The organism is Candidatus Manganitrophus noduliformans, from assembly GCF_012184425.1.
GTDB lineage: Bacteria > Nitrospirota > Nitrospiria > SBBL01 > Manganitrophaceae > Manganitrophus > Manganitrophus noduliformans.
The window spans coordinates 1-17,597 of record NZ_VTOW01000008.1; the positions used below are offsets into that span (position 1 = coordinate 1).

Annotated in this window: 19 protein-coding genes and 1 pseudogene; 8 read left to right on the forward strand and 12 right to left on the reverse strand. The window is 55.1% G+C overall.

The annotated features are described in order from the left end of the window. Positions 1 to 192 precede the first annotated feature (192 nt). A complete protein-coding gene (locus MNODULE_RS25565; protein WP_168063465.1) occupies positions 193 to 450 on the forward strand; it encodes a hypothetical protein in 258 nt (85 codons plus the stop codon). Between the two features lie 391 nt (positions 451 to 841). Here the strand turns inward: MNODULE_RS25565 and MNODULE_RS22575 are convergent, their stop codons facing one another. Together MNODULE_RS22575 and MNODULE_RS22580 are read right to left on the reverse strand one after the other, a co-directional pair. Continuing rightward, positions 842 to 1,225, reverse strand: coding sequence for a transposase (locus tag MNODULE_RS22575; RefSeq protein ID WP_320412506.1), 384 nt, complete (start codon positions 1,223 to 1,225; stop codon positions 842 to 844). Continuing rightward, on the reverse strand, positions 1,200 to 1,718 hold the full coding sequence (locus tag MNODULE_RS22580) for an IS110 family transposase (RefSeq protein WP_168063467.1): 519 nt from the start codon (positions 1,716 to 1,718) through the stop codon (positions 1,200 to 1,202). Before MNODULE_RS22580 ends, MNODULE_RS22575 begins: the two co-directional genes overlap by 26 nt. Before the next feature lie 874 nt (positions 1,719 to 2,592). Here MNODULE_RS22580 and MNODULE_RS22585 point away from each other — a divergent pair. The 7 genes from MNODULE_RS22585 to MNODULE_RS22615 all read left to right on the forward strand — a co-directional run bounded on the left by MNODULE_RS22585 (position 2,593) and on the right by MNODULE_RS22615 (position 6,970). After that, positions 2,593 to 2,916 (forward strand): hypothetical protein, encoded by a 324-nt coding sequence (locus MNODULE_RS22585; RefSeq protein WP_168063468.1) that lies wholly within the window; start codon positions 2,593 to 2,595, stop codon positions 2,914 to 2,916. A 355-nt stretch (positions 2,917 to 3,271) separates the two neighbouring features. After that, positions 3,272 to 3,574, forward strand: coding sequence for a hypothetical protein (locus tag MNODULE_RS22590; RefSeq protein ID WP_168063469.1), 303 nt, complete (start codon positions 3,272 to 3,274; stop codon positions 3,572 to 3,574). Positions 3,575 to 3,642: 68 nt separating this feature from the next. After that, positions 3,643 to 3,966 (forward strand): hypothetical protein, encoded by a 324-nt coding sequence (locus tag MNODULE_RS22595; protein ID WP_168063470.1) that lies wholly within the window; start codon positions 3,643 to 3,645, stop codon positions 3,964 to 3,966. Positions 3,967 to 4,048: 82 nt separating this feature from the next. After that, a complete protein-coding gene (locus MNODULE_RS22600) occupies positions 4,049 to 4,834 on the forward strand; it encodes a hypothetical protein (protein WP_168063471.1) in 786 nt (261 codons plus the stop codon). A 15-nt stretch (positions 4,835 to 4,849) separates the two neighbouring features. Then, entirely contained in the window at positions 4,850 to 5,536 is a 687-nt protein-coding gene (locus MNODULE_RS22605) for a hypothetical protein (RefSeq protein ID WP_168063472.1), read from the forward strand. Between the two features lie 17 nt (positions 5,537 to 5,553). Continuing rightward, positions 5,554 to 6,087 (forward strand): hypothetical protein, encoded by a 534-nt coding sequence (locus MNODULE_RS22610; protein ID WP_168063473.1) that lies wholly within the window; start codon positions 5,554 to 5,556, stop codon positions 6,085 to 6,087. A gap of 193 nt (positions 6,088 to 6,280) precedes the next feature. After that, positions 6,281 to 6,970: a cation diffusion facilitator family transporter gene (locus MNODULE_RS22615; RefSeq protein ID WP_202882324.1), complete on the forward strand. Its 690-nt coding sequence runs from the start codon at positions 6,281 to 6,283 to the stop codon at positions 6,968 to 6,970. Positions 6,971 to 7,548: 578 nt separating this feature from the next. Here the strand turns inward: MNODULE_RS22615 and MNODULE_RS22620 are convergent. From MNODULE_RS22620 to MNODULE_RS22660, 10 genes and pseudogenes are all read right to left on the reverse strand, one after another. Beyond that, the gene (locus MNODULE_RS22620) at positions 7,549 to 7,827 is read right to left on the reverse strand and encodes a hypothetical protein (protein ID WP_168063474.1); all 279 of its coding nucleotides are present in this window, start codon (positions 7,825 to 7,827) and stop codon (positions 7,549 to 7,551) included. 18 nt (positions 7,828 to 7,845) lie between these two features. Then, complete coding sequence (locus MNODULE_RS22625; protein WP_168063475.1) at positions 7,846 to 8,178, reverse strand: hypothetical protein; 333 nt, start codon at positions 8,176 to 8,178, stop codon at positions 7,846 to 7,848. Between the two features lie 341 nt (positions 8,179 to 8,519). Continuing rightward, entirely contained in the window at positions 8,520 to 8,867 is a 348-nt protein-coding gene (locus MNODULE_RS25570; RefSeq protein WP_168063476.1) for a type II toxin-antitoxin system RelE/ParE family toxin, read from the reverse strand. Then, the gene (locus tag MNODULE_RS22635; RefSeq protein WP_168063477.1) at positions 8,860 to 9,138 is read right to left on the reverse strand and encodes a type II toxin-antitoxin system Phd/YefM family antitoxin; all 279 of its coding nucleotides are present in this window, start codon (positions 9,136 to 9,138) and stop codon (positions 8,860 to 8,862) included. The genes MNODULE_RS25570 and MNODULE_RS22635 overlap by 8 nt, the downstream gene beginning before the upstream one ends. A 235-nt stretch (positions 9,139 to 9,373) precedes the next feature. Continuing rightward, the gene (locus MNODULE_RS24905; protein ID WP_238339715.1) at positions 9,374 to 10,078 is read right to left on the reverse strand and encodes a phosphatase PAP2 family protein; all 705 of its coding nucleotides are present in this window, start codon (positions 10,076 to 10,078) and stop codon (positions 9,374 to 9,376) included. A 198-nt stretch (positions 10,079 to 10,276) separates the two neighbouring features. Next, positions 10,277 to 10,705 (reverse strand): annotated as a pseudogene (locus MNODULE_RS25575) (DedA family protein); the annotation flags it as partial. Continuing rightward, positions 10,686 to 12,242: a cation-translocating P-type ATPase gene (locus tag MNODULE_RS22645; protein ID WP_168063479.1), complete on the reverse strand. Its 1,557-nt coding sequence runs from the start codon at positions 12,240 to 12,242 to the stop codon at positions 10,686 to 10,688. The pseudogene MNODULE_RS25575 and the gene MNODULE_RS22645, both read right to left, overlap by 20 nt. Continuing rightward, positions 12,193 to 13,281: an HAD-IC family P-type ATPase gene (locus tag MNODULE_RS22650; protein WP_168063480.1), complete on the reverse strand. Its 1,089-nt coding sequence runs from the start codon at positions 13,279 to 13,281 to the stop codon at positions 12,193 to 12,195. Before MNODULE_RS22650 ends, MNODULE_RS22645 begins: the two co-directional genes overlap by 50 nt. 93 nt (positions 13,282 to 13,374) lie before the next feature. Next, the gene (locus tag MNODULE_RS22655) at positions 13,375 to 16,512 is read right to left on the reverse strand and encodes an efflux RND transporter permease subunit (RefSeq protein ID WP_168063481.1); all 3,138 of its coding nucleotides are present in this window, start codon (positions 16,510 to 16,512) and stop codon (positions 13,375 to 13,377) included. A gap of 1 nt (position 16,513) precedes the next feature. Next, a complete protein-coding gene (locus MNODULE_RS22660) occupies positions 16,514 to 17,584 on the reverse strand; it encodes an efflux RND transporter periplasmic adaptor subunit (protein WP_238339717.1) in 1,071 nt (356 codons plus the stop codon). Positions 17,585 to 17,597: the final 13 nt, after the last annotated feature.

The following is a 17,597-nucleotide window of genomic DNA, read 5'->3' on the forward strand; positions in this document are numbered from 1 at the left end:
CTTACAGGCCTGTGAGACATTCCCTAACTGCTTGGCCAGCTCCAGTAATCCCACCTTCGTCTTGATGATCTTTTGATCCTTACTCATGTCCTTGACTCCTTTCTCCCACTCTCGGGATGAGATCCAAAGACCTTACCATATTGTCAGATTAAATCGTAGTACTTGCACTTTAAGACCTTCCAAGACCGTCTAGTGAAAGAGATGCGCCTGGCCGGGATCTCAAGCATCGAGGCGGCGAACCGATTTCTTTTGGAGTATCTGCCGATCTACAACCGGCGGTTTTCGGTCAAACCGGCTCAAGAGGCCAATCTGCACCGGCCCCGTCCGGATCTTCGGGTTCTAGATCAAATCTTATGCATCAAGACAGAGCATACATTGCGCCGTGACTTTACCGTGGCCATGACCGAAAGCTCTATCAGATTGAAGATAACCTTCGGGCGCAACGGGTGACCGTCGAAGAGCGGCTGGACGGATCGATGCGGATCACCCATCAGGAGCGGCGGCTTCGGTATCGGCAGATTACCACCCGGCCGCTGAGGGCCCACGAAACACCGAAATCACCCTCGCAGAGGCCCAGGACCAAACCATCACCGCAGCATCCTTGGAAAAAACATCCCTGGCTGCGAAAGAAAAAAAGAGCCCTGCGCTTCGTTATCCTAAAACCGGACATTTCTATCTTGGTAGGATTAGGACATTTCTACTTTGGCTTGACAGAACGTACAAAAAAGTCTTGACAATGAAGTCAAATCGTCCTATAAACTGTCCTTTTCTTCGTGACCTTCCGTCACACACTGTAACTGTCCGATCCCCCGCTCTCTATCCTGGACAAGAGCCCCGAAGGCTAGTTTTTTGTGAGAGTAGCGGGGGCAACCTTTTTGTGAGGAAGACCCATTTGGGGTCGACAAGGTCTTTCCTCATAAACCCGTTTTTCCTTCAACACATGCCAGACGATCTCACTCAAGCGCCGGGCCAGGGCAACAATGGCCGTGTTCGGGCCCTTACGACGTTTGCGATCGTCAAAGAAAAGACGGCAGTAGGCCGAGTGTCGGATCGACGTCCAGACGGCTTCCACCAGGGCCCATTTCAACCACTTATTGGTCATCCGCAACAAATGCCCATGATAGGTTTTGCCTCCCGAAGAATAGGTCGAGGGAACCAAACCGGCGTAGGCCGCAAGCTTCGCCGAATGAGGAAAGCGCTCAATATCGTCGATCTCGAGGGCCACCACCGCGGCCAGGATGGGCCCCCAGACCTGGAACCGTTGCAAGCAGCTGCACCCGCGCATCCGAAGAGAGCAGACGGTTGATTTCCCCTTCTGCCTCCTTGATCAATTGATTAAGCGCCTCCAGAAGCTCCAAGTCCTCCCGCAACAACTCCTGATCCACCCCAGCAAGCTTCAGCTGCTTGAGGTAGCTGACACCCTTTTTCCCGAAGAGGTCGCTGACCACGGGGAGCGGAACATGCAGCCGATCCAGAAGCACGTGAATACGATTTTTGAGGCGGGTGCGCGTGCGTACCAGAAAGACCCTCTGCCGGATCATCTCTTTAGAGGCGCGGGTTTCTTTTCCCGGGATATAAGCGGCCGGAATCAGGTCTGCACGCAGAAGTTGGGCCAGGATTTCGGAATCGATTCGATCGGTCTTCACCTTTGCCTCCGCAATCGCACGCACCTTCAGCGGATGGGCCAGGGTCACCGAGGCTACCTGGGCTTCCAGCACCGCATGGTGGGGTCCACCGATTTCCTAAAAGGCGGCCTCAAAGGCTTTTGGATCATTCGCCAAGCGTCGCGATCGCATTACCTTACCCTCTGGATTCACGATTGTGATGTGGCTGTACTTCTTATGGTAATCTATACCAACGTAATGCATGGGAGTCCTTCTCGTACGGTTGGATGAGTTTGTGATGGCCACATCCTACCAAGGTCGACCCCCTTTTTCATTTTACCTTGACAACAAAGTACAATAGCAGTATTAATGGGAGCATGTTTCATCTTATTTCTAAAAAGATGGTCTTCCTCTTCCTCGTGGTATGTTATTTAACGGCCTTGATCCTTGGAACCCTTTGCTCCTTTGATCCGCCAACAGGTCAGACCCATCACCACCATCATGGCAGAACGGTTTTACATACTCCCTTCTGTCTCCTCGCCTGCACGAGCAACGTCGCCAATCAGCCCAAAACCCTTCCCTTGATCTTCTTCTTGCTCCTTATTGGGATGCTCGTTTCCCTTAGGAAGCCGTTTGTCCTGCAACCCGCCCTGCTCAGACTCCACAGCCGAGCGCCTCCTCTCTAAGTATTTTTAGTCTTAAGATCAGTAGTGTCCCAACGTTTCTAAAATTCGACGTTTTTCGAACGTAAGTCATTGTTTTCTATGGAAGCGATTTTCTGAATCAAGTTGAAATCGAGACCAAATCTGGAAACTATAGCACCATTGCTAATCAAGGGTTTTAAAGCCCCGATGGTCAAAACGTTGGGACACCACTGTCTTAAGATCTGAATGATCTTTTTTCCCATTATGTCATGCTGAGTGAAGTGAAGTATTTTAATGATGTTTCTGGAATCGCTTCGGTTTTGCTCTGAGACAAGGGTATAAACTTGATCACCTTTTCTAACGCGTGGATTAAACGTACTACCGTTCTCTTCACGCTGGTTTATCTTTTCTCGACCGGCTTCATCATGGTCCGGGCCGAGGGACATGCCCTCGACCATGAGGCGCATGAAAACCATGCCAAGCAGCATGCCTCCTTCATCTGCACCTGGATGTGCGCGGCTTCGAGCTTCAGCCATACGCCGGAGCAGGCGTTCGACCGGAAATCAACTCTTTCTTGTGAGCAGCCGATTACCCGAATGGCGGTCTTTTCCGGAATACAACTGCTTTGCGCGGACGTCATCCGACCTCCTCCGTTTTTGCACGCCTAATTATTTCCTCAAACCACATCCATTCCGGAACGCCGATTATGTAAAGACCGGCTGTGCGATCATGCTCGGCTGTGTCTTACTCGACGCGATCTGGAATTACTGAAAAGGAGTCCTCATGCGTCGGATAGTTCTATGGAACGTTATTCTGCTCGTCGGTCTGATTGTGATGCTTACCGCGAAGGTCGCTCCCGCGAGATTCGGATCGGCGAGTTGTTTCCTCGTCACCGGCACTCAACAGGGGATCGCCTGCGCTGGCCCGATTTTATCAGTGGGAAGATGAAGAAGGGGCCGTCAACATGACAATGACCTGAAAAATGTTCCAGAGAAATACCGCGACCGCGCCAAGGAGATCATCTTGCCCAAAGAGGACGAGAGACCGGGGAACAACGCCCCCTCCCTCACAAACCGACTAGAGCGACCGATCAAACATCCGGAGGAAGTCGATTTCCGAGGCCGCACCCGGGAATGGTGGCGGAAACGAGCGGGAAAGTGGAGAGAGAGGAAAAATAAGGCAGCGCAACAGCTCGCCCGCGCGGGGGAGCGGTTGAACACGATCCCGATGAACCCCTCGCTCCGGGCGCGGGAGCGGGAGAAGCGGGAAATTCTGCGGGAGATGGAAACCTACAAGGGGCAGGTCCGGGAAGGGAGCGGATGTTGAATGAAAGTCCTGCCGGAAGAGGCGCGCAAGGCCGGTGCGCCTCCGGGATGGCTGAGGGGATAGTCGCGATGAGACGAAGGGAATTCAAACAAACGGCCCTCTGCCTTGCCCTCCTTTTTCTTCTCTCTATCGGATTGATGACGATCCGGGCGGAAGGGCATTCCCTGAACCATGAGGAGAGCGCCGATCATGCCGCCCGGCATGCCAGCTCCATCTGTGCCTGGATGTGCAGCGCCTCCACTTTTGTCGATTCAGTGGAGAAAGATCCGACCGAGCGTTTCTATCCTTCTCCTGAAACGCTGGTTGTTTTAACCCGGCATTTCTTCAGCCGGCCTCCCGTTTTTTCCTTTCATATCCGTCCTCCTCCCTCTTCCTCGGTTGATAGCGATTGAACCGTTCCGTCGGCATTGCGTGTAGGAAGCTTCTGCATCGCTGCGTCCAACGGACATAACGATCACAACCGGAGGAATCTTGATGAAGAGGACGGCGATTGTTCTTTATCTTCTGACGTTATCGATTGCACTGGCCAGGGAAGCGTTGGCGGCACATATTCTGGAGCCGCTCGGGACAGAGATTGCGGCGACGCCCCCCCGCGGGAGGATGTTCGGGCAGCTCAATTATGAGTATGCAAGGAAAGCGGACGGCGGCACGAGCAGCACAGCGCTTTTGCCCATCGAGTTCGAGATCGGCCTAGGGGAGAGAACGCAGCTCAATCTGGAGGGGGAGATCGTGCTTCGTCAGGAAGCCACAGGCGCTCCGAGAGAAAACGGAATCGAGGAGATCGGAGTCGGGGTCAAGCACCGGTTTCTGGATGAGACGGGGCAGCTGCCGGATGCCGCGTTCGAGGCGGAGTTCTCCCCCTCGGTCGGGCTGGCAGGGAATGCGCATGCCCTCAAGGGGGTTCTTATCCTCTCAAAAAACCTCCATCCTCGATGGGTGGTCCATCTCAATGGGGGCTACGAGCTTGAAACCGAAAACGAGGGGGAGGAGGTCGTCAACTGGGCGACCTGGTCTTACAATATCGCTCCGATGTACCGCGTGATTCCGGACCGGCTGATTGTTTTGGCCGAATTAAACGGCCTCACCCGTTCTTCGGGTGGGACGCAGCTGACCCTGGCGCCGGAGGTGATAGGGGTGATTCAGACCGAGACCTTCTTTGCGCTCCAGAACCTCGCCTTCAAGCTGGCGGTTCCCATCGGGCTCACCGATCGCTCCCCCGACATCGGGGTCCGGTTCGGCGTCTCCAAACTTTTTAATTGAACGGAGGAATTCGACATGATTCAGATTCATAAAGTGAAAATCCTGTTATTGGCGGCGATCCTGGCCGGTCTCCTCTCGACAGATCTCTCGGCCCACGAGGTGGTGGGGGAGGTCACCCCCTTAATGATCCACATGAAGCGGGTGCTTCTCCTGATAGAGAACGGAAAGGAGAAGGAATCGATCCGGGAGATCCGCGCGGTCTATGAGGACTTCTCGCATGACATGGGGATGGGGATGTCGATGCAGGGGACGGGGCTCAAGAACACGGCCGATCAGATCGACCTGCGGTTCGGAACCCGGCTGAAGGTTTCTCTGGAAGAAGCCCTGAAGAAAGAGGATGCCCCAGCTCTTCAAAAGGCGATTCAGGAGATTGCCTTTCTTCTGATGCTGGAGAAGTTCGAGGCCCTTCGATCGACCTTCGACAAAAAGACCGCCAACCAGGAGGCCCAGGAGACGATCTTCTGGCTGGGGAGAAATTATTTCTCCTACCTTTTGGAACCGGCCCTCGCCTCAAAAAATCCAGTCGAGGAGCAGCGGCTGGACCGTCTGCTCGACCGGATGCTCTACCGCCTGGAAGATGGAAAGTTCGATGAATTCGCGGCGCTTCAGAAAGAGTTGGTCACAGGAGTGCAAACCGCATTTCACCTCGATCTTCCCTCGATGACGCCAGCGAGGGACGGATCAGGGCAGTTTGTGCGATAATGAGAACGGAGGGAAAAATGGTCAGGCTGCCCCCCGCTTGGGTTGTATTTTTCTGCCTCCTCCTCTTCGGTTTCGGGGAGCTGGCGGGGGCGCTGCTGGGAGGCTACCCGCAACCGATTAAAAAGGCGATCGGCGGGGCCGCGCGGGAGCGTCTCCAGGTCCATGGTCTCACCGGCGTCGGCGACATCGACCGGACCGTTCTGGAGAATGTCGAAACAGAGGCGCTGGCGAGGGTTCACACCTTCCACCTTCATGCCCACGGGCTGGCGCTGGTCGTCTTCGTCCTCGGTCTGATCGTCACCAACATGGCCCTTTCCCCCAAGGCCGAAAGGATGCTGCTTGGCCTGATCTGCCTTGGCCTCCTCTACCCGTTCGGGTGGCTGACGATGGTCTTTGCTCTCCCTTTCTACGGCAGAAGCGAGGCGTTCCGCCTGGTCGAGAGATTTTTTTTCATTCCGTTCGGAGGAGCGTTTCTCTTCATTGTCTGGGGCCTCATTCTCCTCTATCTCTTCCGATGGATCGGGGGAAAGGGGAAAATAAGGAGAGAGTGATGTCAACAAGAGCTGAGACCGGCATCAGCGGGCGACCCGCCTATCGAAGGCGGATGCTTATCGTCTTTTTCATGACCTTCGGTTATTTGGCGGTAGAAGTCATCGGCGGCCCTTGGACCCTCAGCCTCGCCTTGTTAGCCGATGCGGGCCATCTGCTGACCGACGTGGGGGGCTGGCGATCGCGCTGTTTGCCATGTGGTTCGCCGAATGCCCTCCGACACCTCAGAAGAGCTACGGCTATTATCGTATCGAGATCTTGTCCGCGCTGGTCAACGCCGTCATCCTGATCTTCATTTCATTTTATATTCTGTATGAAGCCTACCAGCGCTTGATCGCCCCTCCTCCCATTTTGGCGCTTCCGATGATGGCGGTGGCGGTCGTGGGGCTGATTGTCAATCTCATCGGCATGCGCCTCCTGCACGCCGGCTCCAAAGAGAGCCTGAATCTGAAAGGGGCTTACCTGGAGGTCCTCAGCGACATGCTCAGCTCAATCGGAGTCATCATCGCTGCGATCGTGATGCTCACCACCGGCTGGTACCTGGCCGATCCGATCATCAGTGTCGGGATCGGTCTGTTCATCCTCCCCCGTACCTGGAGCCTGCTCAAACAGGCGGTCAATATTCTCATGGAGGCGGCTCCTGAACATATCGATTTAGGAGAAGTTGGAAAGGCGATGGTCTCCGTTGAAGGAGTCGACGAGGTGCACAACCTGCACGTCTGGACACTTACTTCGGGCAAATATGCTTTGAGCGCTCATGTGACGATCTCCAAGCTTCAGGACTGGCCCGCCATACAGCATTCGCTCGAAGCACTCCTCGCCGACCGTAGGCAAACTCAGGGTGGCTGGAGGAAGATAGTGCATGATGATTGCTGCCGCATCTAGTCTGGAAGCATCGGCTTCCTCTTCAGCGACTCGGACCTTTTTAGCCGCCACTTCATCTTGGTGCTCCCCTTTGTGGAGTCATCGGGAATTTCTAAACGTTTCAGAGTGCACGGGTGAGCGGAGGAGGGGAAGAATGAAGCGTTATGTAGGGGGTAAGATAAGACTGAAGATAATTCCGGTGGGGATCATTATGGAAGGCGAATAAAAATGGATTTAACAGAGGGGAATTTTAACGAAAGCCATACCCAGCCAGGGTTCATCCAGTAGATTGTCCATGAACAGGTCTAGCATTTAGAAGAATCTCTTTGACGCTCCTGAGAGCAGTCCGGCCCAATTCTCTCTTTTCTGAATCGATCGGTGCAGTCTCAAGCAAACCCTCGATCTCTGAAATGCAGGTGAGGATCGACTGATAATCCTCATCGAAGATCCTACTCTCTCCTGAGGAATCGTTTCTGAAGCCTGATTGGACAAGTGAAATAAGGTGCGCCTTGGTCAATTCCAATCGCGCGAGTGGGCCTTCTGTTTCATCGGAATACATCGAGACTCCGGTACAACATACGAGCGATTTCCTGCCTGGATCAAGGTCGAGAACCAGCCAATTTGATTCCGTATTCCCTTGCAACCTCCTTCGTGACGGAGAGTTCGCGGAGTAGACTCTCCCTTTCATCGAGAAGGGACCGAATGGAGGCATCCCCCTCATCGGAAATTTCTTCATACGCTTTCTTGAAATATTCACCCGCTGTCCGGAGAGAGGGGTTTTCATTCCGAAGCGAGATCGTCTTATGAATAAGAAATAGAATGACAACTGCTTGAACGACCACGAATCCCATCAGCATTCGCTCTTTCGTTAGACCCATATGTCCTCTCATTTTGTTCTATTGAAGATGAACGATCCGATCTTCAAAGCCGTGATCCCGGTCGAATTGCTCCAGGATTTTGATAAACCCGCTCATTCCTACCTTCGCCTGTTCCCTCGTCCTGGGATCAATTTCGCCGTAGCGGATCATCCAATCGATGCCCTCTAAATAGGGGAGGGCCTGCAAATAGTAGCGGCCGATCGACCCGCATGTGCCTCCTTTGGTCTGCCTGATTGCTGTTATCACGATTTGATAGGCCCGCTGGCCGAAATAATGAAGAAGCGTCTCATCCGCGTTTAGAGGATGGTCCATCTCATTCCGAACCGGTTTGTGCAGATGCTGTTGGAGCACACATTTCTCCCTGGATTCAGAGAAGGCATCGATTAAGCCGCTGATGCTTGGGATAAGCAATCTGTGAAGGAATCTAAGTGGGGTTATTCTACAATTCCATATAAGGATATGCAATAAAAAATGTGCGGAACCCTTGCCGAAATATTGAAGACATCGCGATCCATCTCCCGGACAGAGCGCCATAGGAGGGATCTTTCAGCTTTGACGAGAGTTCTGCTCCCAGAGAAAATATCCTTGGGGTGCCTTTGAAATCCCAATTTAGGGGGATCGGATTTTTCTAAATAAATCCGTGAGTGTTAAGCGGAAGCGACGAAATCAGGTGTCGGGATAAATCCGATGCTTTATTTATCATCGTCAGGACGCGCTCTTTCAACGGGTAAGGGCTTCGGGAGAGTAAAGGACCTTGCACCGTGCCGTACGGTAAGGATCTGGACCGTTGATTTTCCGGGTAGGATCCTGTAAATGATACGGTAGTTCTCTACGATCAACTCGCGGAGACCCGAGGACGGAAATTCCGGCACGAAGCGGCCTGAGTTCGGAAACCGAGCCAGGCGGGACACCTTTGTTTTGATCTGCTTGACGAGCTTTCTGGCAGCGGCAGGATTGTCGGCTTGGATATATTGCGCAATTTCCAATAAGTTCTGAAGTGCAGGATTCGTCCAGGCAATGGCGTGAGGCCGCTTAGCCATTTAGCAGCGAATCCAGTCGCCGCATCGCATCCTCGTGCGAGACCACTTCGCCTCGCTCGGCCGCTTGAAGCCCACGGACGATCGCTTCCAGCAGTTCCAAGCGCTCGAGTCGATCCTCATACTCCCTCATATCCTCGACGACTGCGGCGGACCGGCCCCGCTGAGTAAGGATCAACGGGCGACGGGTTTTTTTGATCTTCTCGAGCAGCTCGGCTGCATTGGTGCGAAAATCGGTTACGGGAATGATGTCCTCGGTCAGTTTTGCTTTCATTCAAGTATTTACCTTTTAGAAGTCTTTCCATAGTACTTCTGAACATCCTTAAAAATACCTCAATATTTCGGTAAAGTCAATATAAACCCTGCACAGGGAAAATCGATCTTCGGTCTGGAATTGAATGCGATGAGGGATGGGATAGCAATGCCGGATAACGGACTACGTGATCAGCTCTTCCCAGGTTATGCCGGGCCGCCACTGTGCTTTCGGTTTAAAGTGGCGGTCGTCTCGATCATATAGCAGATTTCAACGTATTGATTATCAGGATAGCGATAATCAGCATTGTGGCCCCTGCCGCATAGCCCCCGAGCACATCGGTGAGCCAATGCACATTGAGATAAATCCGGCTGAATCCAACCAGGAGTATCACGAGAAAGGCGAAAGCGGTCACGGTCAGTCTGATGGCGGTGTTTTTCGCTTCCTTCCAGGTGATATAAACGAGAAATCCGTATACCGTTATCGCCATAAAGGCGTGTCCACTCGGGAAACCAAATCCTTTCGTATTGATTTCCTGCGGGATGGGACGTGATCTATGGAAAAGCAATTTCATAAGGCCCAGAATCACACCACCGACTCCGGCTGCGAGAAACAAAGAAAGCAGATCCCATCCATTCCTTCTTTTTAGAAGAAAGATGAAAAGAAAGAGGGCGACACCTGCGGTCAGATAGATTCCTCCATAATTGGTGATATCCACCATCCATCTGGTGAGAGAGGGGGTTGTGATCCTCTCCACGATCCTTTGTATCCGGAAGTCGAGGTAAAAAAGTGTTTCCTGATCGGTTAGGGCATCGACAATTTCCCCGAAAGAGAGGATCGCAAGGAGCAGGGAGACCAATCCGATTGTGAGATTCAATCCGTACCACGGCCCGGTCCGGAAACGGCCTTTAATGAAATCTGATGTCCTTGGCATTTGGGAGGAGAAGGCACGATCAATCAAGCGGATCTTCTCTTGAAGAAGCCGTTTCTCTTTGGTGAGAAGAGAGTAGAAATAAAAGGCCATGACTCCGAGGATAAAGATCAGCAGACCCAGAAGACCGAAGTATCTTCGGATTACCTCCCAACTGCTTCCGACGAAGTACCCAATCAGAGAGAAGGTAGCTGCCCAAGCGATTCCACCGGAGAGGTTAAAGAGCAGAAACCACGGATAGGACATTTTGGAGATCCCTGCAAGGGCTGGGGCGAAAGCCCTCAGCCATGCCATGAACCTCCCCAGGAAGACAACCTTGCCACCATGGCGTTGGAAGAACTGTTTCGCCTCCTCCTGCGCGTCCTTTTTTATAAGAAAATATTTTCCGTATTTGAGGAGGAATCTCTCTCCAAGCCGATCGCCGATGAGGTATCCGACGCTGTCTCCCAGGACGGCGCCGAGAGAGGCCGCGGCGATGACCCCCTTCAGGTCGAGGAGACCGCGGGACGCAAGAAGTCCCGCGATCACAACCACGCTCTCCCCGGGTACCAGCAAGCCGAGAAAGACCGAGGTCTCCAGAAAGGTCATCAGCAGAATAAGATAATATCCCCAATGCTGGAGGTGGGGTTGGAGGAGTTCAATGATTCTGTTTTCCATCCCGATCCCTTCCCATTGCAAACCACTTAAAGAGCTCAATCCAAAAGGTGCCTATTGCTGCCGTGCCGATGGCCAGCAGCCAATCGCTTGCGCTGAGCGGTGCCGTCCTGAAGACCAAGCGGGCTGCCGGGACCAGTGTTGTGATCAGGATGAAGGCGGCTGTCGCAGCGACCCATCCGTTCATCGACCGGTTGGTAAAGAGGCCCAAACGCAGGAGCGGCTCCCGCTCGGTCCGAAGGTTGAGCGCCAGGAAGAGATGCCCTAGAAGCCAGGTCACGAAGGCAACAGTCTGGGCTCGAACCGTCTCAGCGCCTCCATACCAGGAGGCGAGGTAACAGATGGAGACGGCGGCGAAGAGTCCCGCGGCCGGGATGAGGATACTTCCAATCATCGCCCGATCCATAAAGGGGGCTTTGGGGTCGCGGGGTGGAAGCGTCATCAGATTCGCCTCGGCCAGCTCCGTCACGAAGGTTGCCGACGCGGCCAGATCCATGAAGAGCTCCATCAGAATGATCTGGATCGGAGCGAAGGGGGCCGGAACGCGCAGAAGGACAGGGACGAGGGTGATCGAGATAAGGGCCACTTTGCAGGCGAGATAATAGCGGACCCCTTTCTTGAGGTTGGCGAAGAGAGTGCGCCCCTCCTCGATCGCATGAACGATCGTGGCGAAGTTGTCATCCGACAAAACAACATCGGCCGCCTCTCGGGCGACGTCGGTTCCGGTCTCTCCCATGGCGACTCCAATGTTGGCGGCGGCGAGCGCCGGCGCATCGTTGATTCCATCTCCGGTGACGGCCACCCGCTCCCCTCGCTCGCGGAAGGCCTCCACGATCCGAAGCTTGTGCTCTGGGCTGATGCCCGTGTAGAGGGAGACCTCGCCGATCTTCTCTCGTAGTTCGTCGGCGGAAAGTAAATCGATTTCCGGTCCGGTCAGGAGTTGGGCATCGGCATCGAATCCGACCTGACCGGCGATGGCACGCGCGGTCAAGGGATGGTCCCCGGTCATCATCACAAGGCGAATGCCGGCTCTCCGGCAGGCTTCGATCGCCCCCTTTGCCTCGAGCCGCGGAGGATCGGCCAGCCCCGCCAGGCCGATGAAGATAAGACCGGATTCCGCTTCGTCCTGGGAAAGCGGAATCCTCTCCTCCCTCTTCTCGGCGAAGCCGATGACGCGCAGTCCCGCGGCCGCCATCCTCGCCGCCGCGTTCAGGAAGGCCTGCCGATCGGCCTCGGTCAAAGGGCGCTCGCTTCCTTCCGTCGCCTGATGAATGGAGCGCTCCAGGATCGCCTCCGGCGCTCCCTTGACGCCGATCCAGAAGGCATCGTTTTCACCGCAGACCACCGACATTCTCTTCCGGTGGTTATCGAAAGTAAATTCGTTTCGCAAGGCATGGGTCCTGCGCAAGACCCCCAAGTCGAGTTCCTCCTCGCGCGCCGCCTGGACCAAGGCGACCTCCAGGGGATCTCCGGTCAGCGCCCTATCCTTTTCAATTACATCGTTGCAAAGCGCGCCCACTTCCAATATTTTCCGGCGCATCGATTCCGGATGGAATCGGCTGACCTTTCATCCGGTTCTCCGTCAGGGTGCCGGTCTTGTCGGCGGCGATGACGGTGACGGCCCCCAGCGTTTCAACCGCGCGCAGCTTCCGGACGATGGCCCGCCGTTTGGAGAGACGATAAGCGCCGAGGGCCAGAACCATCGAAATGATAATCGGCATCTCTTCCGGAATCGTCGCGAAGACCAGGGAGAGGCCGGTCAAGAGCATCTGTCTCAGAGATTGTCCCGCCAGCAGCCATCCGAATAGCGGCACGGCCAGGCTGAACCCGAAGGCGAGCCAGACCATCCAGCGGGTCATCTCATTCATCGCCTGCTGAAGCGGGGTGCGGAGAGGCTTTACCGCTCGGGTCATGCGGGCGACGCGGCCCAGCTCGGCCGCTATCCCGGTCGCCACCGCGATGGCGGTCCCCCGACCGCGTGTGATCATCGTCCCCGCAAAGACAAGGTTGCGACGCTCTGCGAGGGGGGTGGCTTCTGGTAGGAGGAGATCGGCTTCTTTTTCCACAGGAGCCGACTCCCCCGTCAGCGCCGATTCATCCGCCGCCAAGCCAAAGGCCCTGATGATGCGCGCACCGGCCGGGACCCGCTGCCCGGCCCGAAGGAGAATCAGATCCCCCGGTACGATCTCTTCAGAAGAAATTTCAAGGGGATTCCTCCCTCGGCAAACGGAAGCCGTCGGTTCGGCCAGTTTGCCCAACGCGGCGATCGCCTTCTCCGCGCGCCGCTCGTTGAAGATTTCTACCCCGACAAGGGCCAGGATTACGAAAAAGATCGTGAGCGCGTCGGTCAATCCGCCCCAGAGAGCGTAGAGGACGCCTGTAGCGAGAAGAAGAAGGATCATCGGCTCGCGGATCTCTTCCAAAAGGACCTCCCAGAGAGGCTCTCGCCGCTCTTCGAGGAGACGATTGGGTCCATACCGGGCAAGGCGCTCGCACGCCTCCGATTCACTAAGCCCCAGATGAGGATCGACTTCGAAGTGCCCCGCCACCTCCTCCGAAGCGAGGGCATGCCATGGCATCGGATTCTTCTCACGCTCTAAAGACCCGCCCGCAGGAGGGTTTTTCTTCGGCATTTTAAAAATCCCTATTCAATCAATCCGATACGGAACAACTCAGAGATGGGATTCCTCCTCAATGCTTGACACCTCTTTTCTCCCGTGATGCCCTTCCAGCCAATCATAGAGGGTTGGGAGGACCAATAAAGTTAAAAGGGTCGAAGAGATCAGGCCGCCGATGACGACCGTGGCCAGCGGCTTCTGAATCTCCGAACCCGGTCCTGTTGCAAAGAGCATCGGAATCAGCCCCAGGATGGCGACCGAGGCAGTCATCAGCACCGGGCGAAGCCGCCGCTCGCATCCTTTTAAGATCGCCTCCCGGAGCGGAAGCCCCTCTTCCGCAAGCTGATTCATATAGGTGACCAAGACGACCCCGTTTAAGACCGCGACTCCGAAGAGTGAAATAAATCCGACGGAAGCCGGCACCGACAGATAAAACCCGGAGAGGAGGAGCCCCAAAATTCCACCGATCAACGCGAACGGAAGATTCAGGATAATGAGCGCGGCGTGATGAAGAGAGTTAAAGGTCATAAAAAGCAGAAAAAAGATCAGACCCATGACAAGAGGGACAATGATCATCAGCCGTTTCATCGCCCGCTGTTGATTCTCAAACGCCCCGCCCCAGGCGAGGTAATATCCCTCCGGCAGGTTAACCTTCTCGCGAATGAGTCTCTGACTTTCCGAAACCAGGCTTCCGATATCTCTCCCCTCCACATTGAATTCCACGACGATCCTCCGCTTGCTATTCTCGCGGCTGATCTGCGCCGGGCCGTCCACGATAGAGAGTTTGGTCAACTCCGCCAGCGGAATCCGAGCGCCGCTCGGACTGCTGACGAGGATCGCGCTGATCGCCTCCAGGCTGTTTCGCTTATCCTCCGGGAATCGCACGACCAGACCAAACCGTCGCTCCCCTTCAAAAACTTCCGTCGCCTTCTTTCCGCCGATGGCGGTCTCGATGATTTCCTGAATGTCGGCGACATTGATGCCGTATCGCGCGATCTTCCTCCGGTCAATCTCGATTGTCATGTAGGGCTGGCCGGCGGTCTGCTCCACCCGCAGATCGGCGACTCCGCGAACCTTGGAGATTACCCGGGCGATCTCTTCGGCCTTCGCTTCTAGAAGGTCCAGATCATCGCCGAAGACCTTAATTGCAACCTGGGATTTGATCCCCGAAATCAATTCATCGACCCGCATCGCAATCGGTTGAGAGATGCTGTAGGAGATCCCGGGAATTTGATCAAGCGCCTCCCGCATCTTCTCAACCAGCTCCTTTTTGGTCCGAGCGCTCTTCCACTGGTTTCTCGGTTTGAGAATCAGAATCGGATCGCTGAGATTCGGCCCCTGCGGATCGGTGGCGATTTCCGCCGCTCCGAGCTTCGAGACGATCGTCTCGGCCTCCGGAAATTTCAGCAGCACCTGCTGGACCTTCTTTTCCATCTCAATCGATTCCGGCAAAGAGACGCTGGGAAGACGGATCACCGCGGGACTCAACGAGCCCTCATCCAAAGAGGGGATAAATTCGGTTCCGAGGAATGGAACCAGCGCCACGCTTCCGGCCAACAAAAAGATCGCACCGGAGAGAATCCCAATTCGATGCCGCAGCGACCAGCTCAAGAGCGGCAGATAGATTCTATTTGCCCCCCGGACGAGGAAGCTCTCCGTCTCTTCTCCCTTTTTCAGGAATAAGAAACAAAAAACCGGGATCACCGACATCGAGAGCAGAAGGGAGGAGAGAAGCGCGATCACCACGGTGAACGCCAAGGGGGCGAACATCTTTCCCTCCATTCCCTGCAAGGTTATAATCGGAATGAAGGTGATCGCGATGATCAATTCTCCGAAGAGGCTCGGCTTTCGAACCTCCAAGATCGCCCGCAGAACTATCTGTAATTTGTTTGGTTTCCCTTCCGGATGCTCCGAAAGATGCCTCTGAACATTTTCAACCTGAATGATCGCGGCATCGACGATCATCCCGAGCGAGATCGCCAAGCCTCCGAGCGACATCAGATTTGCGGAGAGGCCTGTCTTCCACATCACGATGAATGTGGAGAGGACCGCCAGCGGCAGGGTCAGCGCCACCACCAGCGCCCCTCGGAGATTCCGCAAAAACAGATAAAGCACGATGGCCAACAAAATCGCCCCTTCCTCCAGTGCGCGCGTGACGGTGTGAACGCTTTTCTCAACCAGATCGGTCCGGTCGTAGAAGGGCTTGATCGTCACCCCGCCCGGGAGGATTTTGTTCCGATTGATTTCCTCCACCTTCTTTTTGACTCCGGCGACAACCTCCATTCCACTGCCGCCGCGGATCATCATCACGATCCCGGCAACTCCCTCCCCTTTTCCGTCTTTGACCAGAGCGCCTTCCCTGACCGCCGGTCCGACCCTGACTTCGGCCACGTCTTTCACGAAGGTCGGCGTGCCCTTCTCGGCCTTAACGACAATGTCGCGGATATCCTGTAGCTCTTTGATCAGGCCGACCCCCCGGATCAGAAAACGCTCAGAGGAGCGTTCCATAACGTTGCCTCCGGCATTGGTATTGTTCCGCGCCACGCTCTCGAACACCTCTCGCAGGGTGAGGTCATATTTTCTGAGCCGGTCGGGATCGACCAAGACCTGGTACTCTTTGACAAACCCGCCGAAGGCGTTGACATCGGTAACACCGGGGACCGTCTTGAGAATCGGCCGGACGATCCAATCCTCGATCGTTCTGAGCTCCATCAGATCCGCTTCGGGGTCGGAAGGGTGCTCCCCTCCGGAAGGCCTTTCCAATGTGTACTGATAGATCTCCCCCAAACCGGTGGAAATCGGCCCCATTGTCGGCTCCGCGCCGGCCGGAAGCTTCTCCTTCGCTTCAATGAGTCTCTCCAACACAAGCTGTCTGGCGAAGTAAAGATCGACATTATCCTCAAAGACCACGGTCACCACCGAGAGGCCGAACTTCGAGAGCGACCGAAGTTCAGAAAGCTTCGGAAGGCCCGTCATCTGAACTTCAATCGGATAGGTGAAGAGTTGCTCCACCTCAATGGGAGAGCGGCCCGGCGCCTCCGTGATTACCTGAACCTGAATATTGGTCACGTCCGGAAAGGCGTCGATCGGGAGGACACGGAAAGCATAGAGGCCCAAGACGACCAGGAGCAACGCGCCAACCAGAATCACGATCCGTTGGCGCAGCGCAGATTCAATCAAGCGGTCGATCATCTCAATCGGCCTCCATCTGGTCCTTGAAGGTTTCCGACTTGAGGGCAAAGGCTCCCTTTATCACAACTTTTTCTCCAGGGTATAAACCGGAGGCGACTTCATAGTAGTCTTGACTCCTCCGCCCCAATCCAACCACGCGCTTCTCAAAGCTCCCTCCCTCGTGTGCTACAAAAACAATCGTTCGGGCGCCTTCCCTCTGGACCGCCGATTCCTGTATCACTAGTTTCTCTTCCGTCTTCTCCGTTAGGATGAGGAAGGAAGCGAACATCTCCGGCTTCAGTTTCCCTCTCAGATTCTCCACTTCGATTCTTACTTTCAGCGTCCGGGTGGAGGGATCGATGATATCGGAGAGATAGGTGATCTTTCCTTTGAATCGCTCTTGAGGATAAGCCGGCACCGAGACCTCCGTCAGGAGGCCCTTTTTGATTGTTGAGAGATCTTTTTCCGGAATACCGGCGATCCCCCAAAGGGTCGAAAGATCGGCAATGGTAAAGAGGGTTCTGGCCGGCTCCACCATCTCTCCGCGGGTCACATCCCGTCCGATGACGGTCCCGGAGAGGGGAGAAGGGATGACGACCTGAGAGCGAATCGTGTTCTGACTTTCTAGCGCTCTCATCTCTTCATGAGTCATTCCCAGCAGCTGGAGCCGAGCTTGTGAGGCTTGGCCCTCCGCCTGGATGGCCCGATACTCCCCCTCGCGCCGCTGGAATTCGCCGGTGCTGATGACCTTTCCCTCCACGAGGCGTCTGGCGCGCTCATAGGCATTCTTGGCGACGAGCAGCTTTGCCCGGACGGTGAGATATTCGGATTGAGCCTGTCCCAATTCCGGGCTGTCAACGGTAGCCAGGCTGTCTCCGCTCCTCACATAATCGCCCAGTCCGGCCGCCACCTCGATCACCCGGCCGGGGATGCGCGATCCGACGCGAGTCAACCTGTTTTCATTGACCTGGATCGTTCCGGAGGCCTCCAGCTCAATACTCAGATGACGGGGCATGACTTCTTCGGTTTTGATCTCTGCCAGGGCTTGGGATTCCGGGCTTAAGAGAATCAGCCCACTTTCTTCTTTCGCCAATGCATTCCCCGGA